At 47.4% G+C, this 25008-nt stretch carries 21 protein-coding genes and 1 pseudogene; 9 read left to right on the plus strand and 13 right to left on the minus strand.

What is annotated here, in order from left to right; all coding sequences use genetic code 11:
- Positions 1-11: 11 nt before the first annotated feature.
- Positions 12-1244 carry a hypothetical protein gene (locus tag AC3RCI_RS18450; protein WP_492525923.1) on the plus strand — a complete coding sequence of 411 codons (1233 nt, stop codon included), beginning with the start codon at positions 12-14 and terminating at the stop codon, positions 1242-1244.
- A gap of 25 nt (positions 1245-1269) precedes the next feature.
- Positions 1270-1541 (plus strand): annotated as a pseudogene (locus AC3RCI_RS18455) (metal-sulfur cluster assembly factor).
- Between the two features lie 153 nt (positions 1542-1694).
- Here AC3RCI_RS18455 and AC3RCI_RS18460 read toward each other — a convergent pair.
- The 5 genes from AC3RCI_RS18460 to AC3RCI_RS18480 form a co-directional block, all read right to left on the minus strand.
- Entirely contained in the window at positions 1695-2036 is a 342-nt protein-coding gene (locus AC3RCI_RS18460) for a cupin domain-containing protein (protein ID WP_492525925.1), read from the minus strand.
- Between the two features lie 102 nt (positions 2037-2138).
- On the minus strand, positions 2139-3167 hold the full coding sequence (locus AC3RCI_RS18465; RefSeq protein WP_492525926.1) for a diacylglycerol kinase catalytic domain-containing protein: 1029 nt from the start codon (positions 3165-3167) through the stop codon (positions 2139-2141).
- Positions 3164-4204 (minus strand): SPFH domain-containing protein, encoded by a 1041-nt coding sequence (locus tag AC3RCI_RS18470; protein ID WP_492525928.1) that lies wholly within the window; start codon positions 4202-4204, stop codon positions 3164-3166. Before AC3RCI_RS18470 ends, AC3RCI_RS18465 begins: the two co-directional genes overlap by 4 nt.
- Positions 4205-4362: 158 nt before the next feature.
- On the minus strand, positions 4363-8694 hold the full coding sequence (locus tag AC3RCI_RS18475; RefSeq protein WP_492525930.1) for a glycosyl hydrolase 53 family protein: 4332 nt from the start codon (positions 8692-8694) through the stop codon (positions 4363-4365).
- 346 nt (positions 8695-9040) lie between these two features.
- Positions 9041-9754, minus strand: coding sequence for a YceI family protein (locus AC3RCI_RS18480; RefSeq protein WP_336780792.1), 714 nt, complete (start codon positions 9752-9754; stop codon positions 9041-9043).
- Between the two features lie 189 nt (positions 9755-9943).
- Between AC3RCI_RS18480 and AC3RCI_RS18485 the strand changes: the two genes are divergently transcribed.
- Positions 9944-10630, plus strand: a complete 687-nt coding sequence (locus tag AC3RCI_RS18485) for a response regulator transcription factor (RefSeq protein WP_492525932.1) — start codon at positions 9944-9946, stop codon at positions 10628-10630.
- Positions 10615-12078: a HAMP domain-containing sensor histidine kinase gene (locus AC3RCI_RS18490; protein WP_492525934.1), complete on the plus strand. Its 1464-nt coding sequence runs from the start codon at positions 10615-10617 to the stop codon at positions 12076-12078. Before AC3RCI_RS18485 ends, AC3RCI_RS18490 begins: the two co-directional genes overlap by 16 nt.
- A gap of 105 nt (positions 12079-12183) precedes the next feature.
- On the opposite strand, the gene AC3RCI_RS18495 is transcribed toward AC3RCI_RS18490, so the two are convergent.
- A complete protein-coding gene (locus AC3RCI_RS18495) occupies positions 12184-12996 on the minus strand; it encodes an AAA family ATPase (protein ID WP_492472644.1) in 813 nt (270 codons plus the stop codon).
- 456 nt (positions 12997-13452) lie between these two features.
- On the opposite strand from AC3RCI_RS18495, the gene AC3RCI_RS18500 reads away from it, so the two are divergent.
- A complete protein-coding gene (locus tag AC3RCI_RS18500) occupies positions 13453-13605 on the plus strand; it encodes a DUF1540 domain-containing protein (protein ID WP_095292667.1) in 153 nt (50 codons plus the stop codon).
- A 204-nt stretch (positions 13606-13809) separates the two neighbouring features.
- Entirely contained in the window at positions 13810-15267 is a 1458-nt protein-coding gene (locus AC3RCI_RS18505) for a 4-hydroxyphenylacetate 3-hydroxylase family protein (RefSeq protein WP_492525936.1), read from the plus strand.
- A gap of 26 nt (positions 15268-15293) precedes the next feature.
- Here AC3RCI_RS18505 and AC3RCI_RS18510 read toward each other — a convergent pair whose 3' ends face one another.
- Genes AC3RCI_RS18510 through AC3RCI_RS18520 form a run of 3 tightly spaced genes read right to left on the minus strand, consistent with a single transcriptional unit; the run spans position 15294 to position 17171 of the window.
- The gene (locus tag AC3RCI_RS18510) at positions 15294-15857 is read right to left on the minus strand and encodes a nitroreductase family protein (protein WP_492525938.1); all 564 of its coding nucleotides are present in this window, start codon (positions 15855-15857) and stop codon (positions 15294-15296) included.
- Between the two features lie 52 nt (positions 15858-15909).
- Positions 15910-16713 (minus strand): hypothetical protein, encoded by an 804-nt coding sequence (locus AC3RCI_RS18515; protein WP_492525940.1) that lies wholly within the window; start codon positions 16711-16713, stop codon positions 15910-15912.
- Positions 16714-16718: 5 nt separating this feature from the next.
- Positions 16719-17171 (minus strand): flavodoxin, encoded by a 453-nt coding sequence (locus AC3RCI_RS18520; protein WP_095292679.1) that lies wholly within the window; start codon positions 17169-17171, stop codon positions 16719-16721.
- A gap of 250 nt (positions 17172-17421) precedes the next feature.
- On the opposite strand from AC3RCI_RS18520, the gene AC3RCI_RS18525 reads away from it, so the two are divergent.
- The 3 genes from AC3RCI_RS18525 (at position 17422) to AC3RCI_RS18535 (ending at position 19516) form a co-directional block, all read left to right on the plus strand.
- Positions 17422-18285, plus strand: coding sequence for a class I SAM-dependent methyltransferase (locus AC3RCI_RS18525; protein ID WP_095292682.1), 864 nt, complete (start codon positions 17422-17424; stop codon positions 18283-18285).
- Entirely contained in the window at positions 18282-19010 is a 729-nt protein-coding gene (locus AC3RCI_RS18530; protein ID WP_492525942.1) for an RluA family pseudouridine synthase, read from the plus strand. Before AC3RCI_RS18525 ends, AC3RCI_RS18530 begins: the two co-directional genes overlap by 4 nt.
- A gap of 161 nt (positions 19011-19171) precedes the next feature.
- The gene (locus tag AC3RCI_RS18535; RefSeq protein ID WP_154895702.1) at positions 19172-19516 is read left to right on the plus strand and encodes an MGMT family protein; all 345 of its coding nucleotides are present in this window, start codon (positions 19172-19174) and stop codon (positions 19514-19516) included.
- Between the two features lie 125 nt (positions 19517-19641).
- Here the strand turns inward: AC3RCI_RS18535 and AC3RCI_RS18540 are convergent, their stop codons facing one another.
- From AC3RCI_RS18540 to gyrA, 4 genes are all read right to left on the minus strand, one after another.
- Positions 19642-21153 (minus strand): DHA2 family efflux MFS transporter permease subunit, encoded by a 1512-nt coding sequence (locus AC3RCI_RS18540; protein WP_492525944.1) that lies wholly within the window; start codon positions 21151-21153, stop codon positions 19642-19644.
- Positions 21150-21596, minus strand: coding sequence for a MarR family winged helix-turn-helix transcriptional regulator (locus AC3RCI_RS18545; protein WP_492525946.1), 447 nt, complete (start codon positions 21594-21596; stop codon positions 21150-21152). Before AC3RCI_RS18545 ends, AC3RCI_RS18540 begins: the two co-directional genes overlap by 4 nt.
- Before the next feature lie 268 nt (positions 21597-21864).
- Positions 21865-22305: a MarR family winged helix-turn-helix transcriptional regulator gene (locus tag AC3RCI_RS18550; RefSeq protein ID WP_095361860.1), complete on the minus strand. Its 441-nt coding sequence runs from the start codon at positions 22303-22305 to the stop codon at positions 21865-21867.
- A 228-nt stretch (positions 22306-22533) separates the two neighbouring features.
- Positions 22534-24996, minus strand: coding sequence for a DNA gyrase subunit A (gene gyrA / locus AC3RCI_RS18555; RefSeq protein WP_336780784.1), 2463 nt, complete (start codon positions 24994-24996; stop codon positions 22534-22536).
- Positions 24997-25008: the final 12 nt, after the last annotated feature.

Consider the following 25008-nt stretch of genomic DNA (forward strand, 5'->3'; position numbering starts at 1 on the left):
AGGGAAACGCCATGTCCAGGCTGCCATTTTGGTTTATCGTTACAGGCATCCTCGGATTTATCGCGTACCATGCGTTTTCCCTTCTGTCCCTGACAGGCTGGCTTGGTGATGAGTTACGAGGGCCGGAAGGATGGTTCCATGCCCATCTGTTTGTCTTGGGATGGGCTACCATGCTGGCCATGGGGGCTGTATATCAACTGATTCATGTGATTTTGCAATCGGATATTTACAGTACGAGGCTTGGTTACATCCATTACGTGATGTTTGGCATTGGCGTCACTGGTATGCTGTATGGATTCATTCAGGCAGATGTACGCTGGCTTGCAGGTTTTGCTACCTGTGCCCTGATTGGAATTCTGTTGTTCGGATGGAATATGGCGGTCACGTTATTTCGAGCATCGCAATGGAATCCGATTACGGTAAGTACGGCTTGTGCTTGTCTTTATTTGGTCCTTACCGGTCTGACGGGTATGTTAATGGGCTTGAATTTTGCATTCGGACAATGGAACGGACTGCATGAACGAATATTCGGGGCTCATATCTGGATGGGGACGATCGGCTGGTTCGGCATGTTAATTACAGGATTCAGCTATAAAATGCTGCCCATGTTCTATCTTTCACATCATTATCCGGTTCGGCTTCAAAAGATAGTCCTGTTGTTGTGGAATGCAGCTGTCATTACAGGCGTTGTGGCATTTCTAGCTGATATGAAACGAGGCTTGCTCTGGCTCGCACTCCTGCTGCTGACAGCAGGTATGCTCGTCTACGTCTACCATTTGGAACAAATACAGGAGAAACGTCACAAAAACAATCCCGGCCCAGGCATACGCTGGTCAGTCTATGTAAGCCGTGCACTGGCAGCTTTGATGGTCGCTCTGTTGATCTATGCAGCGCAAGGACCGGAACTGCTGCTTCATCCGCGGGTAGTCCTTCTGGCAGGCTGGGTCTATCTTGGTGGATGGGTCTCAATAACCATTCTGGGTTATGCTTCGAAGATCGTCCCCTTCTTATGGTGGACACACAAATATGGCAAGCAAGCCGGAAAACCAGGAACACCTCTTATGGCTGGTATGTTAAATCAGCGTTATGTGAGCTGGGGTTTGATTGCCATGGCTGCTTCCAGCCTTCTGCTTGTCAGTGGTGTATTGATCAATCTGGCAGAGGTGATGATGGTCGGTGGTACTCTTTTATCGATCTTCTCCATGGCTTATATCTTCATGATCGCAAGGGTGTTCCAACATTAAGAAACAGAAATGGAGCGTGGAACATATGGAACAGACGCAACAGATCAATCCACTGTTTGAGTATCTTAAGGAAGTATACGACCCGGAGCTAGGCGTTAACATTGTTGACCTTGGGCTCGTATATGAAATGCAGGAGGAGCCGGAAAGGGTCTCCGTCCGCATGACCTTGACCACACCAGGCTGCCCGCTGCATGATACGATTCTCGGTGCTGTGAAATGGGTACTGTTGTATGGGAACCTCAGTGGTCTCCCGATATGATGTCGAATGAAGCCAAGGAAATGCTCGGATATTTTTAAATGAGTAATCCAACTGGCTCCTGATGAACATATAGACACGATAAAAAACGTACTACAACTCTGCATTCAAGAGAGTGTAGTACGTTTTTTGCTTGGTATGCGTTTTGATAACTCTTATAGAAATCTACAGGCCCTGAGTGACTCCGAACCATTTTATATGTCACGGGCGTAAGATTCATCGGGCACCTTGTTTAATACAACAAACAACCGAGCTTCACGGTTTCCCGTGTTATGGTAAGCAAATGTGTCTTCTCCACTACAGCAGATTACATCTTCCTGTTGTACTTTCTGTTCGACTCCATCCAATATAATTGTTCCTTCTCCTTCAATAATAAGAACCAGCACATCCGATCCAGGATGTTTATGGACAGGCAGTTGTTGTCCGGGCAGAAAATGCAGCGCAAACGTGACCCCACCGTTATGATTAAACAGAATTCGTTTCGTAAATCGTTCGGTCTGAAACTCCTTAACGGCTTGCAAAGAAATCGTACTCATGATGATTCCTCCTTCTGTAATCTTGAGATGAATTCATCATAGAACACCATGGCGGGATTTTCCTTGATTGAGATCAAGAAAACCCGAAGTGGAAATAATTGATCAGACGACGAGACGTCCACGCTTTTCTGCAAGACCAATGGTGGCTTCCACTCCGGAATTGAATTCGAGAAAGTCCTGTTCCACCCCATCGCTAAATATGACCCCATCCTCGGGCATTTGCGATACGATCCGCAGGGGCTGTTTCGGATGAACCTGACCAAACACCAGGTTAACTGCTGTTGTCCGGCTCGGGAATGGTTCACGAACTGTAAAATACAAATAGGGTGCATCCCACCCAAAGTTCTCCATGTGATGTCCTCGGGTAACGGGGCTTTCCGCGTTAACATCAACACCATTGATGTGCATATGCTTCCATGCTTCGGACCCCACAATGCCGGCTGCTCCAGCCAGCACACTCTTGAACCAGCCTGTCGATCCGAGTCCTGTGGAAACAATAATACCGCTCGATGACTGCTGTTCTACCGAGGAACCCAAACGGACTTCATACCTGGCTGAGACATGGGTCTTCCGTCCGATGAACAAATCGTTAACCCCGTACAGAAATTGTCCGTCGTTAAGTTCCACTTTTGCCAAAGTTACTTCTTTCAAGGAACGCTGCTTGCGCATGACATCCGGGATAATCATCTTCAGGTCCTCCACCGTAAAAGGAAGAAGTACGCCATCCCATCGCATGGGATCGGGATTCACGCCGATGAGCGGCTGTTCCGTCACATATTTGAGCGTATTCGCCACCAGTCCATCCTGCCCTACAACCACAACGATGTCCTGTTCTCCGAATATAAAATTGGGGACATGTTCCCGGTCAATGGTCTGCACCCGGCCGAGTTGACCCAGCTGATGCTGGGCCTGCTGCACGGCATGTCGATAACGTCGATCCTCTTCAATATAATCACTGAAATCGGCACCAAGACGTTCAATGTAAAATTGAGCCTGCTGCACCGTGTTATAACGCACCACCAGTTCTTCCAATCTTGTTCTGCGTTTGACCAGAATCAGCTTGGCATCGCCAAGATAGTTTTGGTCAGCATGTGGTGTACGTGAAGACTTATTGGAGTTCCCCAGCCTCATCGTACATGGCCTCCCTTCTCTCTTCCAGGTGTCGACATTAATCCTTGCAGCAGATCAGGCGAAATGTTGAGCTGACCAATTTTCCCTGCATTCTCCGCCAACTCCTGAAATGCCAGCGCAATCAGTTTATCCGAATTCATTCCCATATTGGCCATTGCCTGAAGTACATTCGGTTCAACATCCTGCAAAGATCTCATAACGGCAGCAATTTCATAGGCTTTCGCATCCGCTTCAGCATTTTGGTTCGCAATGGTCAATTCAATAAGCTGCTGTTTCCGTTCCTCCATGGCCGTGTTGAACTGAAGCTGCTCCTGCGCCATTTCATTTTCCTTCTGCTTGACTGAGCGCTCCGCCTGTAATTGTGTCTCCCTGATCTGCTGCTTTTTCGTTTCCACGGCAATTTCCGTATTGAGCTCGTTCTCCTTCACTCGTCTCTCCTGCTCAATGGAGGCATTGCGGCGCACATATAATGCTTCATCCGCTTGACGTAAAATCTCTTCCCGTGCCTGTGCCTCCAGCGCCCGCATCGTTTCCTTATTCGGCAGAATGGCCAGGATGGATAGACTCATCAGCTCAACGCCCAGTTTCTCAAGTTCTTCACTTTGCACGACTTCACGTTTCATGCTGCTTGCAAGCCGTTCACTGGATTGAATGGCCTCTTTCAGTGGCATCCGCTCCAAATGCTTCTTGGTTAATACTTTGGCCGTCGTAATCACACGTTGATCAAGCTTGCCAGGATCGTCAGAGATATATTTGTTTTTGCGTAAGTTGTACGTGTAATTCAAACTTTGCGTTATTTTCAGGTAGTCCACGATGCGATAGCTCAATTGGCCCTGAACCGTCACCGTTTGATAGTCCGCCGTAATTTCTTCGAACATAAACGGAACATCGACGGATGATACGGGCAGGACAACAACCGACGTTGTAGGCTCATAATAATAAAAGGATAGTCCTACACCTTCGCGCTGTACCTTGCCATTTTTAATTTTCATTACATATTCACTGGGTTGAAACTTCACGAATCGGAATCCAAACATCGCTCATTCCCCATTTCTTAATATTGTCATTATGATATTATCGAAATGATAACAAACGAAATTGATAATGTCAATATGACATTAATGATTTCCAAAAAAATAGACCCGTCTCTAGGCCGCAGCCTTAAGACAGGTCTGTATTTCATTGTTTTACTATTTCAATATAGCAGTTCCATCATTCTGGCAACGACAACAGCTCCTTGTGCACGGTTAGCCGTCTGTTTCGGAGCGAAATTTCCATCGCCCAAGCCCTTCAATAATCCTAACCGCTGCATGGATGATACGGCTTGCTTCGCATAACCTGCGATATCTCCGTTATCCCTGAACTCTGTACCTGTGGATACATCCACACCGGACGTTTCATCCTGCTTCACAGCTTGCATGACACGTTCCAGTATAACCGCCATTTCTTCACGGGTAACCCGGTCATGCACTCCAAAAGATCCGTCAGGGCGCCCCTGAATAATGTTCATCTGCAAACCAAGACGAATCGAATCCGTATACCATTGTCCTTCGGATACATCACTTAGCAAATATCCGGTTTTGTTCGGAACATGAGACTCACCAAATCCCTGCACAACCATATGCAAGAACTGGGCTCTGGTCAGTTCACCCAACGGATCGAAACGGTCACCGGATATCCCTGAGACGATTCCTTTACCATGTAAGCTCTTGACTTCATTCACTGCCCAAGAATGTGCTTGTATATCCGTCAGAGTCACATTCACCTCTACTATAACGAATGAACCGGATTGAAGCGGCTTGAACGTCATTATTTGTGCAGACTCATCATATGCAGAATACAGGACTGTCTTCATCTGACCATCTGGCGATAAGGATTGAACAACGGGAACTGTATTCGCTGTCGCCGGTGTAGCTATACCCGAAAATGCGATCTCAATAGCTCGATCCGTCCAAGGCAGCACTTCGCCATCCACCAACAGTTTGACATCGATCATGGAATGTTTACCGATCGCTGCTTTTTGCTGCTCGGACAGATTCGCAGTGGACCCCTTCGATATCACCACATCCAGTGTTTTGGCGTTCGATGCATGGATCTCCTGAAGTGATTTCATCGGTATGCGTACCGAAGTCTGGCCCACGCTCAGCTCCAGTGACTGTAACGCCTGCGTCTTAACCCATGCTCCGAGTGAACTCACAGGCAATTGGAATGTGACAGGTTGGTATGGCTCAGCAATGTCTGCAACCAAACGCAGCTGTTGGTTACCTGCTTCCAGCCCTTTCACCAATTGAACGAGCTGCTGTTCATTCAGTGGAACAGAATACTGATCTTTCCCGGTCAAAACTCCTTTGATTAGGGTAGATCCCTTTTCGGTCTGCTGTTCCGTTTCAGGTGCAGGTACTGTAACCGCTGGATTTCCAGGTGAGGATGGCGGTGACGGTTGGACTGGTTGCGATGGTCCAGGGGTTGACTCCTGCCGGACCAACTGACCCATGGCTTCTTTTAATGCGTTGTCAGCTTCACTGATTTTCTGAACGGAAGCTTCGATATCGTCCATCCATTCCCTGGCTGCAGTCAGCGCCTCCACCAATCTGCTCCAGCTCGCAGCCGTGTATTGATTTTGCTGAAGCTTAGATGCTGAGTCCACGGTCATCCGAAGAGCAGTTTTGTCTGCAGGAAATGTTCCATATGCCTCAAAATCCATGAATCCTACCCATGTCGAACCGGCCGTGATAGTAACTCGAATGTAACGTGCCTGAGTGTTTTCCGGCAGTATGTGTCTTGGACTGGTGGATACAACGACATCACTTGTGGTATCCACCACCGTGACATAATTTTCATTGTCTTCAGAGACTTCGATTCTGTATTTGATGCCTCCGCTCCACATGGACATTTCTAACTTTCGGATATTGGCAACCGCACCGAGGTCCACTTGCCACCAGCTGCCTACACTTTGATCCGTTCCCCATGATGTATTCGGGTTGCTGTCAATTGCCCCGTCAGGTGAGTTGCTCTGTCCGCCGCCCGTTCCTGCACTGGTGGAGGCTGTTGCTGTCATCCCTGTTGTCAAGGCTTCGAGTTGAACAAGATCACGCCCGGCTTGCTGAAGCTGTTCCAGTGCTTGATTCACTTCAGACTGGATGGCATCAGGTTTGTCTCTTACCACAATGGCTGCCTGCAGCGCCGTCTGCAAAAGGCTCCAGCTTCGGTAAGTATACGATGATTCACTCTGCTGCTGAGTCTCTTCGATGAGCTGTATCAGCAGAGTTTTGTCTACATCGGACAAACCCTGAATGGCTTTCTCCAAATGAATCACTGCCTGATTCACTTCGGTCTGGGTCGCTCTGGGATCAGCAAGTACTAGTTTAGCCTTGGCGAGTGCTTTGCTAAAAACGGCCCATGTTGCCATTGACCAATCGGCTTCATGATATAATTCAGCTTCTGCAATTTTGCCTTCAAGTGTCTTACGATCAGCCGGGATAACTTCAAGCTGCTGCATAACGGCTTCGAGAGATGCTGCAGCCTCATCAGTCTCCTGTTGCGTCAGAACCTCTGAAGTATAGGCTTTGTGATATGTGTCCTTCGCCGTCTGAATGGCAGGTGCCAGGGTTATCCAGCTAGACGGGGTATAATCAGAAGCCACCATTTCACTCCCACGTTTAATGGCTGCCCATAATTGCTGGCGGTCTACAGGCAGGGTATCCATCCCTCGTTTGTACACATTCAGTGACTCCAAGGCACGACCTTCGAACGAGTACCCTCCATTGGCAGGATATTCATCATAGTCGAACATGGCATGGTTCTCCCACGCATCTCCCTCTGAAGCAATCCAACCCACATTGGCGGCAATCCATGCCGGCTCCCAGTAGAAAAAACCCGCTCCGCGGCCATCAGGAACTTCTGCAATCATATCCATAATGCCGGCAATGGCATCATGCTGACCTTGCACCGTAGCCGGGAACGTCGCACCTCCCACATGCAGCGCCTCTGGACTGCCAATGATGTTGCCGTGGGCATCTCCATTTTTGTAGGAAAACGGGTATGAGGTCTCGGCAATGATTACTTCTTTTTTATATTTGGCAGAGACTGTATTCATCGTCTGCCGTACGTCTGCGAAGGTTCCATGCCAGAACGGATAGTAGGATAGCCCAATGATGTCATACTCCAGTCCGCGCTTCTCCACTTCTCCAAAGTACCAATCAAACAGCTCCGGCTTGCCGCCTTCTGCCAGATGAATCATGATCTGAACCTGATCTCCACCATCGACAGCGCGCACACCATCTACACCACTCTGCAGCAAGGCAACATTTTCATCAAAATTGACATTGCTGTTCAGGCCGTTCAGAACACCGCTGTTAATTTCGTTCCCGATCTGAACCATGTCCGGCATGGCACCGGATGATTTCATCTCACCTACGACCTCAGAAGTATAATCGAATACCGCTTGTTTCAATTCTTCAAAGGGCAAGCCCTCCCATGCCTTTGGCCGAAGCTGCTGACCAGGGTGAGCCCACTCATCGGAATAATGGAAATCCAGCAGGATCTTCATTCCCTTTTCCTTAACACGTTTAGCTAGTCGAATTACATCAGCTTTATCATTATACCCACCTGACTTTTGTGGATCATTCCACAGTCGGAGACGAACATAATTGACGCCGCGGTCCTTAAGGATGTCGAGCAGATCCCTTTCCGTCCCATTACTGTCCAGATATTTACCGCCATTGTCTTCAATTGCCGTTAAGGTTGAGATGTCCACCCCACGTACAAAATCATTCCGGTATCCCCCAACCTGAATATCAGCTGCCGGTTGAGTAGGCGCTCCATACACATCCCCCGTAACGGTGAAGCTTCCAACGGAAGAATACTGAATCGGATCTATCGCGTTCCATGATACGGGAACATCTGTCGTTTTTCCATTTGAATAATGAGCCTGCACTTCAGCAGGCATTACGGGTGCGACCCCTTTTAAGGTGGAAATAGTCATTGGTGAATACGATGTAATGAGTTCTGGCGTAAGCCCCTCTTCTTGTCCCCAGACTTTCAATTCGGCAATGCCTGGCCACCAATCTGGTCCAGCATAATACGGAATCGTAACCTTCACATACCTTACGTCGTTAGCCTGAAAACTCACCTTCGCGATGTCTTCGGTTATTTCGTTCGTTCGATGATCCGCAGCCGTTGTCCATTCAGCGCCATCTGCTGACACTTCAACATGATACTTTACCACCTGGCCTTTATCTTTCCATGTCACTTCAGCTCCCGATATCTGGTACATTCCTCCCAGATCGACCATTAACCAATGAGGCTGCTCCGCTTCATTTCTGCTGTCTGCACTCCATTTGGTATCGGCGCTGCCGTCCACGGCATTTTCCTTGTTGCCATTGTATTGCAGATCCTCTGCACTCACGGTAACCTGTTTATTCAATGCAACGTTTACCCCAGCTGCCCCAGCCGGACGTACCCAGAAGCCGAGCTCACAGAACAGCATGAATAAGACCAGACAGCCGCTTATGTATTTCTTGTTCACTCTTGATCTCCCCCTTTTTTATTACACCTGAACTTCATTGAATCATTGATGAAATCTATATTATTGTAAGCGCTTCATATCGGAAGCGAACACGGCATTTTCCAAAGGAAACAGCAGTTATTCAAACAGTTTAATATCATTTGCTGCTAGCCGTACCCTTCGAAACCGTGAAGTCTCTCTGCTCCTCCTGTGTTAGAACAACGCCTTAACGCAAAAAAACCTGCCCCTTTGCCTACGGCATCTGGGACAGGTGTATTCATTGTATTATTCCTTCCGATGAGATCGGAGCAACAGTAATCCTATTTAGAATCAGGATCCGTGCCTCATTTTTTCACACACAAATCATTTATTTGTCAAGCTTCAGTTCCAGTTGGACCTGAATATCATTCTCTGTGGATAACACAACCGAGTGAGGATTCTCCATACCGAAGTCTTCGAAAGTAACTGTGGTCGTTGCAGACAGCAGTACCTGATCATTTTCATAGGCAGCCTTTGCATCAAAAGTAACCTCTTTTTCGACACCTTTAACCGTAAGGGTACCGTTCATTTTAAAATCCACGGTTTGTCCTGCAGTCCATTCCGCTGGAATTCCTTCAAAGGAAGTTGCCGTAAAAGTCGCTTGCGGATGTGTGCCAACATCGAAGAAATCAGCTTCTTTCACATGACCATCGCGCTGACCGTTACCCGAATCAATTCCGCTCATCTCAATCTGACCTTCCGCTTTCATCTGGGAAGCATCGTCCACATTAATCGCCCAGGTTCCACTTACCTGCTCGTCCACAAAATTGACAGTCTCCTGTGATGTCGTTACCGAGAAATACACCTTCGAGCCTTCGCTGATGGTCCAATCCCCGTTTAATTGCTCCGCGCTTGCTGCTTCATTTGCAACCGCCGTACCTGTGCCTGCATCCGTTGTGGATGCTGCGGTGCTTGCTGGTAGTACCTGCTCAATATCTACGTTATTCCCCATATAACTGTTAGCGACATAGTAACCTCCGCCCCCAAGAATTACGATTGCAGCAACGCCGGATATCACCCATGTTTTTGTCTTTTTATTCATCTTTATCTCCTCCAATTGGTCATTGTATATGTTGGTTGTTGCAAGAATCTTATCAACCCAATGTGTCAGGATGACGTCAAAAAGGATGAAAGCCTCATTTTTTTTCTGAAAATATTTGCCTAATTGGCTTTAGGGCCCTGCTCATGTAAAATCAGTACACAAGCTTATGTCGTGAAAGGAGACACCTTCTTGAAATCCATACTTATCGTTGAGGATGAGCAGGCAATTGCTCGTGTGCTGGCTGCTTATCTGAGAAAAGCGGGTTTTGATGTCCGTCATGCCTCAGATGGACCCACTGCTCTCACTTTATTTGATTCTGACGTACCCGCCCTGGTTCTGCTCGATGTCATGCTGCCAGGGATGGATGGTTGGGATCTGCTGCGGGTGATTCGTGAAAAAAGCCCTTGCCCTGTCATTATGCTAACGGCACTGGACGACATTCAGGACCGTCTCAATGGGCTGAATGCCGGTGCCGACGATTATATGAGCAAACCCTTCGTGCCGGAGGAAGTGGTTGCAAGAGTTAATGCCGTACTTCGCCGCAATCCACATTGGACAGCAGAAGGGGAAGGTAAACGTTATTTCGGCAATCTGGTCATTGATCTGGCAGCTAAACAGGTACTGCTGAATGGTGCAGAAGTGGCGTTAACGCCTCGCGACCTGTCGCTGCTGATGTTCCTATCTGAATATCCAAATCGAACGTTCACCCGGGAGCATCTCATTGAGCAGGTATGGGGCATGGACTATGACGGAAGCGACCGGGCTGTGGATCTTTCCATTAAACGGTTGCGTCAGGCCCTCTCCCACTGGCTGCCAGAAACAGGAGAAATCCGGACTTTAAGGGGAATGGGGTATCAATTTTGGATCGCAAACTGAGCCGTAAAACGCCAAAACGAAAAACTTCCATTCTCTCCTATTGGACACTTCAATATTTTCTGATCCTCTGTATCGGCTTCATCATAATTGTGGCAGGGGCACTCTACTGGATCAGGACCACTTCCCTGGAGAAAGGTCTCAAAACCGCTGAGCTTCTGGGTCTTGAAATTGCGGAGAAGGTATCAGGGACTGAAAACAAACTGCAGATTCCTCCTGATCTGGATCGATTGGTGGACAAGCGTACCAAGCTTTTTAATACCGATAATCATTTTTGCATCATGATTCTCGACAACAACAATCAATTGATCTATTCCAAACCGAAAATGACCCAGCAGGAAGTTTACACTAGACTGTCAGATGATCTGTCGGAGCCGCGAAACCACAAATTTGCGGGTGTAACCGTCAATGTAGTGGATGCCGACCAGACGCTGGGTAAAGTATGGGTGCTGCAGTCCAAAAAAGCCATAACTTACAGTCCCGACACTCTGCTGATTGTAGGTCTGCTGTTTGCTGCTCTCATTCTGTGTGGCTGGTTTACCATCTACCTTCTGTCCCGCAAGCTGTCCAAACCCATTCGCCAGGTTGCACATGCCGCAGAGCAGATTCGAACCGGCAATTATGATGTTAACCTGAATCTGGATACCAAGGAGCAGGAATTGAATGAACTTGTCCATTCTTTTCGTGAAATGTCCTTGCGATTACAGCAGCTGGAGGAATGGCGTAATCTCTCACTGGCAGGTGTTACCCATGAGCTGAAAACCCCGGTTACCTCCATCAAAGGACTGGTTATGGCTGTTCGAGATGATATTGTTAGCCCGCAGGAAGGCAAAGAGTTTCTCGATATCGCCTTAAAAGAATCCGAACGTATGGAACGCATGGTGGCTGATCTTCTGGACTATAATGCCATGAGTGCAGGCAGTGTTGCCGTACGCCATGAGCGCGTCGATCTGAGTCTGCTGGTTGGGGAGATTATTTACCAGTGGAAAATCGCTTACGAGGATCAATCACCGGAAGTTGCAATGCATGTACCTGCGGGGGCAGTGTATACAATCGGTGATGCATTGCGGATTCAGCAAATTATCGTCAATCTGCTGAATAATGGTTTGCAGGCCACTGCTTCGGGACAAACCACATTATTCGAGATTCGCCTGCGTGCTGAAGAAAACTATCTCTACGTAGACGTACTGGACAACGGAACAGGCATTGCCGAGGAAGATCAATTCAAAATATTTGAACGTTTCTACCGAGGCGAGCTCAAAAAGCGTCAGTCTCGGGGATTGGGACTTGGGCTCACCTACAGCCGCCTTCTTGCTCAAGCACAAGGTGGAGATCTGACCCTCACCTCAAGCAGCCCAAAAGGAAGTCAGTTTACGCTGAAACTGCCACGCTGGAAGACACCTGAAGCAACCACTCCCGAAAAAACGTACCGTTCACCAGCAAATGCTTAAAACATCTTAAACAGCAGAACAGCCCGGCCCGGGTTCCTGAATGGATCCCTGGCAGGGCTGTTTCATTATATTTTGTTTATCGGACAGTAATGTTCCGCTCAGCTTCTATGTAGATAATAATCGCGGCATATACTCATCATATGCATCAGTTATCAATTGTTCATGCAATGGGCTGTCCATAATAATCGCTTTCCGTTTGGCTTTGAGCACAATCTGCTCCACATCGGCGTAACTGCACCCTTTTAACTGCTTGCACATATAGGTTTTCAGGTCTGGCTGATGCTCAAATTGTCCAACCAGTTTGTTGATATATCGCTGCCTGCTCTCTTCATCCGGCATGGCATACGTTATTTTGGTATCAAATCGACGCCATACGGCATGATCCAGTTGGGTTTCCAAATTGGTGGCTGCCACCAGTACGCTATCGCCATCGAATTCATCCAGACACTGCAGCAAGGTATTAACTACCCTGGCCATCTCTTTCACTTCATCATTGCTCTCCCGGGTGCGGCCAATGGCATCGAACTCATCCAAAAACAACACACAGGGATTCAGACGTGCATACTCAAAAAGTTTACGTACATTCGTAGCCGTCTCTCCCAAATGGCTGTGAATGATTGCGTCCAGACGTACTAAAACCAGTGGGAGATTAAGCCGAGAGGCCAGGTAGGATGCCGTTAAAGTCTTCCCGGTGCCAGGAGGACCAAACATGACCAATTTGTTTGGCATGGAAACATCATGCTCCACAAAGCGTTCCTTCATACCGAGAATGGTCAGGAATTCCTCGATGATACGCTCGTTCTCCTGTGAGAAGACAATGTGCTTTACTTTGCGTGTACACTCTTTCGGTGAATAAAAAGCAGCCATATCCATTCCCTTGGCACGGGGAATACGGTTCATATGATTTGTTTTGCTCATGTTTTGTTAACTCTCCTTCGTCCATGCCAGGAGAGTAAACTTCGAATCTCCAAGCCTTAAGTAATTGATGTTTGAGAAACCGAATAAAGAGGTCACGATCAACTATGATTTATAAACATCACTTTAAACGACTTAATAATAGTTTTATGGGAATTTGTTGTGAGTTTATTATTGAACTTCCGATTAATCGTAATCATTACTATTTAATCATAACATACGACCGCCTTTTTGCAAAGTCAGTCTTCCTCGCTCGCGCAAAAAGCGTTGTATATGCATTGCACATGTTGCATGCGTTGCCCAAATTTGCTATTCTGAAAGTGCATCGTTGTGTATAACGCAAATAAGCCCTCTTTATTAAGAGGACAAAATGTTCCGAACTTCAAGCGGCAACTTGGTAAGTCGGAATTATCTTTATACCAACGAATGTAATCTAACTCAAAAGTGAGGTTATTAATCATGGCAAAAGACGTATTGTGTGAAGTAAATTCCTGTGTTCACTGGGCTGAAGAGAACAAATGTAATGCTGATTCGATTTATATCGTGAGCCACAGTTCACAAGAAGCAAGCAAGTCTGCTGAAACAGACTGCAAAACCTTTGAAGTAAAATAAAGACTTTACCATTGTTTTAAGTTAAAGGAGCCCTGGCCGGTTCCTTTTTCTTTTTGTATTGTAACAAGAATGATAATTATTATCAAGCCCTTTTTGCCAAGTTCGTTATTCCTCTGTCAGGATGCACATAAAGAAGGCTGCCTACGTAAACTACGAGAGCAGTCTATCTGCCCATGAACGATTAGATCCAAGAGGTGAATAACGATGCCTGTTAAAAGTGGCAAGCAGTACATTGAACGAATCAATTCCCAGAGTGTCCCCTGTTGGTATAAGGGAGAACTCGTTACGGGTAAAAGATCAGAACATCTTGCTTTCAAAGGCCTCATGGAGACACAAGCGCAACTCTACGACATGCAATCAGATCCGCTGCTTGCAGGTAAGATGACGTACGAATCCCCCGTAGACGGGAAACCGGTGGGACTGTCATTTCTGCCGCCCACCACAGTTGATGATCTGCGGAGACGGCGTGAAGCGATGAGTGTCTGGTCAAACGCTCATCACGGGTTTCTGGGTCGGTCACCCGATTATATGAACACGGCCATCATGTCATTCTACACTGCAGCGGAGCTCCTTAACGAGTTATCTCCGCAGTACGCTGAAAATCTGAGGAACTACTATGCCTTCTGTCGTGACAATGATATTACCCTCTCTCATGCCTTTATACAACCACACGCCAGCAAAATATCCGGGCAGATGGATGCTACCGAGGATGCAATCGCAGCCAAGGTGGTTGAACGTACTGAAGATGGTCTTATCATCACCGGGGCATTCATGATGGCTACACAGGGTGCTACATGTGATGAAATTTTTGTATACCCGTCACCCTCACCAGCCCCATTTGACGATGAAAATCCGTTTGCCTTCGCGTTTGCCGTGCCTAACGATCTTCCAGGCATCACCCTCGTATGTCGGGATACCTACGCATCTGAATCCCGCTTTAATTTCCCGCTCAGTTCCAGATACGAAGAGATGGATAACATCGTCATTTTTGATCATGTCTTAGTGCCCCATGATCGGATTTTCTTTGCTGGAAACGAAGAAATGTCCTCGCGTTTATTTAACGGAAGCAACTTCCACATACACGCAGGACATCAGGTTTTATCCCGATATATTGCCAAAACTGAATTCATCCTGGGAACACTTCAGCTGCTCACCGATACGCTTGACCTCGCCTCCGAAGCACACGTCGTTGAGAAAACGGCACGTGTATTAGCCGGACTCGAGTCTCTTAAGGCGTTAGCCATCGCTGCTGAAGCTGGCGCCGTGCCAGATGGTCGAGGTTTTATACTGCCTGCACCACAGCCATTGATGGCTGCCAATATTCTATATCCGAAGCTGTATCCCGAGATGATTGAAATCATCCAGCTAATGGCCTCAAGCGGGATGATTATGGTGCCTCAGGAGGAAGAATTCAAAACGGATGCAGCAACGCATTTGGACATCTACCTGAGAGGAACGGATATGACAGCACAGCAGCGCACTTCCCTTTTCCGTTTGATCTGGGAGCTCGGTGCAGGTTCATTCGGTGGCAGACAGACCCAATTCGAACGTTTTTTCTTCGGGAACAGTATTACCGTATCCAACCGCTTGTACTTGACCTATTCTGGCGTAGACACGTACCGCCAGCTAGTTAGCCGTTTTCTGGAAGACACGCATCGTTAATTTCTGTTCGCCTAAGAGGCAGCGTTTTAAACTAGATGGTCGTAGACTGTCATCAGTTCAGAGGCTGGTCTGCTAACATCCACATCTCTTAATGCAGGCTGGTCTCCGTAACCGATGTGAAAGACTCCTAATACCTGCTCTTCACTGGTTAAGCCCATCAGATTCATAAAAACGGGGTGCTGCTGATAATCATTCATTTTCCAAACGGCATGCAGTCCCTGTTCTGCTGCCAGCATGGAGAATCGCCTGCTCCAGGCTTTTGCAGGCAGTATATGATCCTCTTGAGTGTTGGTTGGTGCAACAACAATCAGATGCGCAGGGATGGCTTCTGTATATTGATATGCGGCCCAGTCACCATATCGGTCTGCCAAGTGAGGAGGATAGCTCTGTCTGACCGCTTCCAGATAGAGCTGGCGCCCTTCTCCAGCAAAAAGCATAAATCGCCAGGGTTTAGAACTCATCACGTACAAGGAAGGGTCTGCCTCATCCAGCAAACGTCCAATCACCGATTGTGGTACCGGAAGCGGGCTGAATTCGCAGCTTCCTGCACGCTTCTTGCCACTCCCCAACTGATTCACACCGGTTAACATTGTGTCGCTCCTCCTTTATCTTCACTTTCTGTCAGACACTCTTCATGCAGATCTACATGAGCCAGTTTTTCTTGGGCTCTACTTCACTTCTTTTTCGGTCCACTTCCTCATGTATCCGGGCTTTATCACGGGAGGTGAAATGTTCCGTTGCCGAATTTTCCGTTTGCGGGATACTGTCACGAACAAGCCTAATGTAATCCATTGAACGAATCAGGGATTGACGTCCCGGAATGAATCGAATTTTACGACCTTCGAGCAAACAGTAAATTTCAATCATGCCAGGCAGCTTCCCGAAGGCTTCCCAGCAAAACACACTGGCCATATGCTGAAAAGCTTCAACTACGTTTGGATCGTGGACCACCATGAATTTCTGAAGCAACAGAGAGTCCCACCCTTCCGGTTGCCAAGCTGTCTGGAAAATCATCGACAAGTGCATGGAAAGTGCAGGAATTTCGGTTTTCCACTGTTCAAACAGAATCATGGGATGCTTCAAGTCATCGTTCATGGCGATTGCCAATGATAGTTCATCAATGACTTTATTTTTCACATCCCAGTAATGAAGGATGGAGTCGAAACCTGCTGCCTTTTTCGGCCACCACTTTTCCAGCAGATATTGTACCGGAATCTCCTTGCGCACATCGGGGTCCATACTATAAAAGGCATTAACCGCATGACTGACCGCATACTGAACGCGGTGTCTCCATTGCAGAGGGGCACGCTCTGCAGCCTCCGATTCTGGGCGAATGAATCGATGCGGGCTGCGAAGCATCTCCTCCAATTTATAATCCTCAAGCAGTCTTTCCGAATGGTCCGTACCTCTCGGCTGAACGGCTGCCTGAACATTAGGTTTCAACATGGTTTCTAGGACACCTGTAATCCGGCTGCAGCGAAGCGTTTACCGAATTCACGGCATGTATCCTTCTCCTGCTCCATCGGACTGTACTCAATCTTCAGCATCTCTGGAGATACTTCCGCCCCGCGCTCCTGCAGCTTCGCAGCTGCAAGATCCACTGCACCGCAAAATTGTTCATAAGATGTGTCACCGCTGCCGAAGACAGCCGCTCGTTTGCCACTCAGGTCCAGTTCATCCAGTTCTTCGTAAAAATCAAGGAATTCATCTGGCAGTTCCCCGTCTCCCCATGTGTATACCCCTATCAGGAAACCATCATATTCAAGCACGTCCGCTGCATTGCAATCCATTACATCCTTGAGGACTGCCTCATGCCCTCCCTGTGTAATTCCTTCTACAATCAGCTCTGCAATTTCTTCTGTATTTCCAGTCATGCTTGCATAAGCCACCAACAATTTAGCCATCTATTTTTCCCTCACTTTAATTTAGTCATCTAGATCATGCAGTTCATAAGGATATCTGAATTATCAAAATCATATGTGATAATGATTATCATTGTCAAATTAAATTTTCATCTTTTCTTCATTTTCCGTATATGGCTACACAGCAAATTCAACACAACCAAAGTCCCTTCTGCCCACCCCAACTGGCGTACAGCCCCTTTTTTGTTGTACAATAGTATCCAAATGACTTTTGAAGGATGGATAAACGACTATGTACGTAGCATCGAACTGGAAGGACTATGAAGTAATCGATACAGGAGGCGGCGAGAAACTGGAGCGTTGGGGCGATGTCATCTTGCGCAGACCCGATCCACAGATTATTTGGCCTCTCGAAAAAGAAACCAATGAATGGCGCCAGGTGCATGGTCACTATCACCGCAGCTCTTCCGGCGGCGGCAGCTGGGATATGAAGAAGCCAATTCCGGAACGCTGGACCATCGGATACGAAAACCTTAAATTTCACATCAAACCGACCAGCTTCAAGCATACAGGCCTGTTCCCTGAACAAGCTGCCAACTGGAGCTGGATGATGGATAAAATCTCGAATGCAGGACGGCCCATCTCCGTACTTAACCTCTTTGCCTACACGGGCGGTGCGACGGTTGCTGCAGCTTATGCCGGCGCTTCGGTAGTTCACGTGGATGCAGCCAAAGGCATGGTGCAGTGGGCCAAGGAGAACGTTCAACTCTCCGGTCTTGCAGACCGCCCTGTTCGTTTTATTACAGATGATGTATTCAAATTCGTACAACGTGAACAGCGCCGTGGTAACCGTTACGATGCGATTATTATGGATCCTCCGTCCTACGGGCGGGGACCTAACGGAGAAACGTGGAAGCTGGAAGAGAACCTCTACCCCTTCTTGAAATCTTGCATGAGCATTTTGTCGGATAACCCACTATTCATGCTGGTTAATTCCTACACTACTGGCATCTCATCCACAGTTCTGCGCAACATGCTGACGATGACGATGTCAGCTCAATACGGAGGCAGCATTACTGCAGGTGAAATCGGTCTGCCGATTACACGCAGTGGTTTGGACCTGCCTTGCGGCATTCTGGGCCGCTGGGAGTCATGATGTCTGATCACGTACAGCCATCAGGTGATATTCCTGTACTATATGAGGATAATCACCTGTTAGGCATTACGAAACCTGTTAATGTCCCCACCCAGGAGGATGCGTCGGGAGACCCCGATCTGCTCACGCTCTTGAAGCAGGATTTGAAGGAACGGTACAATAAACCTGGTAATGTATATCTCGGTCTGGTTCACAGGCTGGATCGCCCCGTTGGAGGCGCAATGATTTTTGCCAAAACCTCCAAGGCGGCTTCCAGATTGTCTGAAACGGTCCGCGGACGACATTTCCGCAAAATATACGCTGCCGTCGTTCATGGTAAACTACCTGCGCAGAAGGGTACGTTGAGACATACGTTGCTGAAAGATGCGCGAACCAACACAGTAACAGCTGTACCAAAAGGTACCCCCGGCGGTAAAGAAGCTGTTCTGGATTACCAGGTTATCGGTCAAACGGATCAATACAGTCTGGTACACATCGAACTTCATACCGGAAGATCGCACCAGATTCGAGTTCAAATGAAAGAATCTGGCTGTCCCTTATTTGGAGATCAGAAGTACGGTGCTGGTGTGAACAAGCCCGGCCAGCAGATCGCTCTCTGGTCTGCCATCGCGGCTTTTCCGCACCCGGTAACCAAGGAAGAGATCACATTAAGATCGCTGCCTCCCCGCGAGTTCCCATGGGCGGAATGGCCATCTGGCGTGTATGAGGATGCGTTTAAAGAATAATGGACAAACCGTGTATCCGAATCTATATTCTGGGTACACGGTTTTTTTAACAATGTATCTTGATCGAAACGACAATGTATTACGACCATTCAAGATAAAACGCAGATCTATAGAGAAAAGAGCCATTACTCCTGAGATGGAGAAAGGAAGTTTGCATCCTAATGACACCGTTCACTAAACAAGTCGTGGCCATTATTGCATCTATACCGGAAGGCAAAGTCATGACCTATGGCCAGATAGCCGCTCTTGCGGGCAGCCCCCGTGCTGCAAGGCAGGTTGTGCGCATTCTTCACTCCATGAGCCGCAAGGAGCGACTTCCCTGGCATCGTGTTGTTAACGCCAAAGGAGAGATAGCCATTCCGGATGAACACTCTCGCTTGATGCAGGAGACCGAGCTCATCAGCGAAGGTGTTGAATTTCAGCTGAATGGAACCATTAACCTCCAGCAGTTTGGATATGATCCTGGGCCTGTATTTCTTGACGGTTTATCAGATAACCAGGAATAATTCATATTGACTCTCCAATACAAAAAGAGCCCCAGCAGTTCAAACTGCCGGGGCTCTCTCTCATTCAATCGCTTTGTATAAAGCGTAGATCGTATGAATATTAAACGATAATACCAATAATATTTTTAAGCTGTTGCATTCGCTTTTTGATGCTGTTCCACCGGTGTCGGTTCAATCGCCGGCTTCGTCTTACGGATAAAGAACGCCAGAAGCATTGCGGCAACGGTCATCCAGGTAGCTACCGTAAATGCGTAGTTTACCCCGTAGATGGTTGCATCTGCCGTAGCACCGAGCATAGCAGCTTGATCCTCAGGATTAATCTGTCCCAAAGCAAGCGCATCTGCCAGGTGGGATTTCAATTTACTGCTCATGATCGTAACCAGAATGGCTGTACCAATCGCACCAGCAACCGTACGAAGTGTGTTGGACATCGCTGTACCGTGTGCATTCAGACGCTGTGGAAGTTGGTTCAAGCCGGCAGTCTGAATCGGCATCATCAACATCGACATACCGAACATCCGTGCAGTATAGATAAACATCATGTAGCCATAAGTTGTATCAATCGACAGGCGGCTGAGTCCCCATGTCGTAATTGCAGTAATCGCAAGACCTGCAACGGACAGCCAGCGAGCACCAACTTTGTCAAAGATACGGCCTGTGATTGGAGACATAATCCCCATCAGAATCGCACCAGGCATCATGAGCAAACCTGATTCAATTGGTGAGAAGCCGCGAATATTTTGCAGGAAAATCGGAAGCAAAATCATGCCGGCAAACATCGCCATGGTCACAAGCATATTAATAATCGTAGTTAATGTGTACATGTTGTATTTGAAAATACGGAACTCCAGCAGTGGATGATCCGTTGTCAGTTGACGAATTACGAACAGGATCAGCGATATGGCACCTACGACCAGACAGCTGATAACAATTGCGCTTCCCCATCCATCTGTACCAGCATCACTGAAGCCGTACAACAAGCTACCAAATCCAAGTGTGGACAAAACAACGCCTGGATAATCGAGTTTCGGTTTGGATTGACGGGTTACATTTTTGACAAATGCAATACCGATTGCTGTTGCAATCACAGAGAATGGCAAGATGATGTAGAACAGCAGTCTCCAGGAATAATGTTCTACGACATAACCGGAAAGCGTTGGTCCAATGGCCGGAGCAAGGATCATGGCAATCCCCATTGTACCCATGGCCTGACCGCGTTTCTCGATCGGGAAAATGGTCAGGAAAACGACAGTCATCAGAGGCATCAGAATACCTGCGCCTGCCGCTTGAATCACACGACCAACCATCAGAATGGAGAAATTCGGACTAATTCCGCAGACGAGTGTTCCTAATGTAAATAACGTCATTGCCGTAATAAAGATCTGACGTGTTGAAAATCTGGCAATCAGATAAGCCGTAACCGGAATTAACACGCCATTGACAAGCATGTATCCCGTTGTCAGCCATTGGGCTGTATTCGCCCCGATACCGAGATCTTCCATGATTTTAGGAAGAGCCACGTTCATCAGGGTTTGGTTCAAGAAGGCTACAAATGCACCAATTAGCAGCGCGGCTACAATCGGTCCCTTCTTAATGTTGTCCATCGCAGAGGATGGAGCTGCAGCGGTAGTACTCATGGGTTGTTCATCTCTCTTCCTTCTAACTTTTCAATCATTTGAGTATGAATTCTTAGCAGATGCTCAAGATCTTCTTTTGGAATATCCAATATGGGAGATACTCTTTCCATCCACAACTGGTGTGTTTCCTGCTGTGCCTTATCTCCTTTTTCCGTAATTTGCAGCATGACGGATCGGCGATCAGAATGGGAACGTGTCCGGACTATGTATTCACCCTTGACCAGACGTTCAACCACAGCACTCATGGAACTGCTGCCCATATGGCAAAGCTCAGCCACCTCGTTGATGCCAATGGAAGGACGCTCCTTCAAAATGGATAACACCATAAATTGAATCGAAGTTAACTCAATCTGCTTGTTTTCATTCCAGAATGCCCGAAACAGCATTTGATTCACTTGCCGGAACGAATTGATAATGTAGAATACTTCATACGTATCAATCATTAATTCACCCTTTTTACTTTTGGAATATAATATTTCGCACACGAAATATCAGGGGAACAATTATTTATTATAACAAAAATAATGACATAGTCAACTCTTTACATATAAATTTTCTGAAATAATTCATTGCCCTATGAAACAGACAAATCAATTCACTCCAGCCAAAATAAAATACCATAGCACTCCAGCTTGTATCCGCAGGAGTGCTATGGTATAGCATTAATTTTAAATCATATCATCATGAATTAGCCCCTGTCCATCATTGTCATTAGGATGTGGAGGACAACGCATGCTCCTTTGTTTTGGGTGCTGTCATCTTACCCAGTAGATAGACAAGCAGCTGTTGGTTGTGCATTGAAATATTGCTAAGTACGGAATTCATGAAATCATTTCGAATGGCAACGCCACGTTCTGTCTCCATTCGTCCCTTGTCAGATAAGGATACCCACACAATTCTTCGATCGTTATCATCCCGATCTCTGCGGATCAAATTGTTTTTTTCCATACGGTCAAGCAGCATGGTTACGGCCGCAGGTGTTGTAGCCAAAAAAGGAATCAGATCGGATGGCTTCATTTTCTGATGATCCTCAAGAACCTCCAATACAGCCAGCTGTGCCTCTGTTAAAGAGGGGGCCAGTTCCTGATCCATATGCAGCTTATAGTCCTTGGTGAGCCTTGACCAGCACTTGGCAAAATCGGAATTATACATCTTGAATCGCTCCTCTCTGCAACCCGGTTTTTCACTTCACTAGCTTAACTTTTCGCTCTAAAAACCCGCATTCCTGCTGCATTTTTTCAATTTCCCAGCGATCGACCGTAATCGACGAAGGTTGTTAAACTTCGCATGGACAGCCTCTTTTAATCCGAGTTTGAACAACAAAAAAAGACTCTTTGCACGACAGAGTCAACTGCTGTGCAAAAAGTCTATTTACTCATTTTACGATGTTGATGCTGGCTGATTTTCATCGAAATTCATGAGAAGTTCCACGATTTCATCCTGTTTATCCACATGAACCAGCAGCTTGCCAATATGTTTGCGTTCCGTAATCGGTACACCTTCAGAAGAAATCGGATACGCCTGCCCTTCTTTGGTCATTACCGTTACGTTTCGTTGTTCCCTGCAATAGAAGGCCCCAGCTATGCGGCTTCCGTTCGGTTTCACACGCTTGCCTTCTTTGAATTCGAATGTGGCAATACCTTTGCCTCCGCGACTTTGCAATGCATAGTCCAGCAGCAGCGAACGTTTACCGTAGCCCAAGTCGGACAGCACGGCAATCTCGCCCTCATCTCCTTCTACCCATAAGGCAGAAACGACCTCATCCGTCTCTTTTAACTGAATACCACGAACCCCTCCGGATACCCGTCCCATTGGATTGACCTCATCTTCACGGAAACGGATCGCCATCGCTTCCTTGGTGATCAGCATAATGTCCTTGCCACCTGTGCTTAGATGTACCGACAATACCTCATCGTCCTTACCCACTTTGCAAGCAGCTACAGCTCCGGAACGTTTGGTGATGTACTCTTTCAGCTCAGTACGCTTCACCTGTCCCTTACGTGTAACGAAGACGAGACTGTGACCTTCTTCTTCGAAGGACTTGACTGCGAGCACACTCGCGATACGATCATCCTTCGCTAACGGGATGACATTGACAATGGCTGTTCCGGGATCTTTCCACTTGAATTCCGGCACCTGGTGAACAGGCAGCAAAAAGTACTGGCCTTTTTGCGTGAACACGAGCAGGTTTTCAAGCGTATTAACTTCAAGCACCTGTGAAATATAGTCGCCTTCCTTTACACCGCTTCCGTTGCGCTCGCCGCCTGAACGAGTAAAGGACTGCATGCCCGTACGTTTCACATAGCCCTCTTTGGATAATGTAACAAATACATCTTCCGCGTTGACGAGGACTTCCAGATTAACCTTAAGTTCTTCCACCTCACCCTGAATGGCCGAACGACGGTCGATCCCGTATTTCTCCCGGATCTCCATCAATTCTTTGCGGATGACACCAATTAGCTTGCGATCGCTATCCAGAATGGAGCGTAACTGGGCAATCTTTTTCATCAGATCGTCAAGCTCCTTCTGGAGGGATGTGATCTCCAGATTGGTCAAACGGTACAGCTGCAGCGTCAAGATTGAATCCGCCTGGCGCTCCGAGAATCCGAACATCCACATCAGATTATTTTGCGCGTCCTGGCGATTTTTGGATGCCTTGATTGCTGCGATAACTTCATCAAGAATGTTCAGCGCCTTGACCAGACCCTCCAGCACGTGTGCACGGTCTTCCGCTTTCTCAAGCTCATACTTGGTCCGGAATGTCACAACCTCACGCTGATGGGCAATATAGGCTTCCAGAATGGATTTCAACCCAAGCTGTTGAGGTGCCTTGTTCACGATGGCAACCATGTTAAAATTGTAGGTTACCTGAAGATCGGTTTTTTTCAGTAAATAAGCCAGAATACCTTGCGCATCCGCTTCTTTTTTCAATTCAACCACGATACGCAGACCGTCACGTCCACTCTCATCGCGAACTTCGGCAATACCTTCTACTTTTTTCTCAAGTCGAATATTCTCCATGGCTGTAACAAGTCTGGATTTTACCACCTGATATGGAATTTCGGTGATGACAATCTGCTGTTTGCCACCGCGCATATTCTCGATATCCGTTTTCGAGCGAATGTAAATTCTTCCTTTGCCTGTCCGATAAGCATCCAGAATACCTTCGCCACCCATGATTAAGCCGCCTGTAGGAAAATCCGGGCCTTTCATGAACATCATGATCTCGTCCAGCTCAATCGATGGTTTTTCCATCACTGCGATGCAGGCATCAATGACTTCACGCAGATTATGCGTTGGTATCTCGGTTGCAAAGCCGGAAGAAATCCCACTTACGCCATTAACCAGTAGGTTGGGATAACGAGATGGCAGCACAACCGGCTCTTTGGCTGTATTATCGAAATTGTCCTTAAACAGAACGGTCCGTTTCTCGATATCTCGCAGCATCTCCATGGCGATCGGCGACAATCGGGCCTCTGTATACCGCATCGCTGCAGCCGGGTCATCATCCTGTGATCCCCAGTTACCATGACCGTCTACGAGCACATGGCCCATTTTCCAAGGTTGTGCCATCCGCACCATACCATCATAGATGGATGAGTCACCATGGGGATGGTAGTTACCCATCACATCACCGACGGTTTTTGCAGATTTACGATAAGGCTTTTCAGGCGTATTACCGGAATCGTACATGGCGTATAGAATACGACGCTGCACGGGTTTTAACCCATCCCGAACATCGGGAATGGCCCGATCCTGAATAATATATTTGGAGTAGCGACCGAACCGGTCACCGACGACCTCTTCGAGAAAGGCCGGCAAAAATTGTTCTGATAGACTCATTCCAAGCACCTT

Source organism: Paenibacillus sp. MT124 (genome assembly GCF_058792755.1).

What these genes read in the sequence shown, in the direction of transcription:
- AC3RCI_RS18450 (WP_492525923.1), top strand. Translation starts at nt 12, where the DNA reads ATGTCCAGGCTGCCATTTTGGTTTATCGTTACAGGCATCCTCGGATTT.
- AC3RCI_RS18460 (WP_492525925.1), bottom strand. Translation starts at nt 2,036, where the DNA reads ATGAGTACGATTTCTTTGCAAGCCGTTAAGGAGTTTCAGACCGAACGA.
- AC3RCI_RS18465 (WP_492525926.1), bottom strand. Translation starts at nt 3,167, where the DNA reads ATGAGGCTGGGGAACTCCAATAAGTCTTCACGTACACCACATGCTGAC.
- AC3RCI_RS18470 (WP_492525928.1), bottom strand. Translation starts at nt 4,204, where the DNA reads ATGTTTGGATTCCGATTCGTGAAGTTTCAACCCAGTGAATATGTAATG.
- AC3RCI_RS18480 (WP_336780792.1), bottom strand. Translation starts at nt 9,754, where the DNA reads ATGAATAAAAAGACAAAAACATGGGTGATATCCGGCGTTGCTGCAATC.
- AC3RCI_RS18495 (WP_492472644.1), bottom strand. Translation starts at nt 12,996, where the DNA reads ATGAGCAAAACAAATCATATGAACCGTATTCCCCGTGCCAAGGGAATG.
- AC3RCI_RS18500 (WP_095292667.1), top strand. Translation starts at nt 13,453, where the DNA reads ATGGCAAAAGACGTATTGTGTGAAGTAAATTCCTGTGTTCACTGGGCT.
- AC3RCI_RS18505 (WP_492525936.1), top strand. Translation starts at nt 13,810, where the DNA reads ATGCCTGTTAAAAGTGGCAAGCAGTACATTGAACGAATCAATTCCCAG.
- AC3RCI_RS18510 (WP_492525938.1), bottom strand. Translation starts at nt 15,857, where the DNA reads ATGTTAACCGGTGTGAATCAGTTGGGGAGTGGCAAGAAGCGTGCAGGA.
- AC3RCI_RS18515 (WP_492525940.1), bottom strand. Translation starts at nt 16,713, where the DNA reads ATGTTGAAACCTAATGTTCAGGCAGCCGTTCAGCCGAGAGGTACGGAC.
- AC3RCI_RS18520 (WP_095292679.1), bottom strand. Translation starts at nt 17,171, where the DNA reads ATGGCTAAATTGTTGGTGGCTTATGCAAGCATGACTGGAAATACAGAA.
- AC3RCI_RS18525 (WP_095292682.1), top strand. Translation starts at nt 17,422, where the DNA reads ATGTACGTAGCATCGAACTGGAAGGACTATGAAGTAATCGATACAGGA.
- AC3RCI_RS18530 (WP_492525942.1), top strand. Translation starts at nt 18,282, where the DNA reads ATGATGTCTGATCACGTACAGCCATCAGGTGATATTCCTGTACTATAT.
- AC3RCI_RS18535 (WP_154895702.1), top strand. Translation starts at nt 19,172, where the DNA reads ATGACACCGTTCACTAAACAAGTCGTGGCCATTATTGCATCTATACCG.
- AC3RCI_RS18540 (WP_492525944.1), bottom strand. Translation starts at nt 21,153, where the DNA reads ATGAGTACTACCGCTGCAGCTCCATCCTCTGCGATGGACAACATTAAG.
- AC3RCI_RS18545 (WP_492525946.1), bottom strand. Translation starts at nt 21,596, where the DNA reads ATGATTGATACGTATGAAGTATTCTACATTATCAATTCGTTCCGGCAA.
- AC3RCI_RS18550 (WP_095361860.1), bottom strand. Translation starts at nt 22,305, where the DNA reads ATGTATAATTCCGATTTTGCCAAGTGCTGGTCAAGGCTCACCAAGGAC.
- gyrA (WP_336780784.1), bottom strand. Translation starts at nt 24,996, where the DNA reads ATGAGTCTATCAGAACAATTTTTGCCGGCCTTTCTCGAAGAGGTCGTC.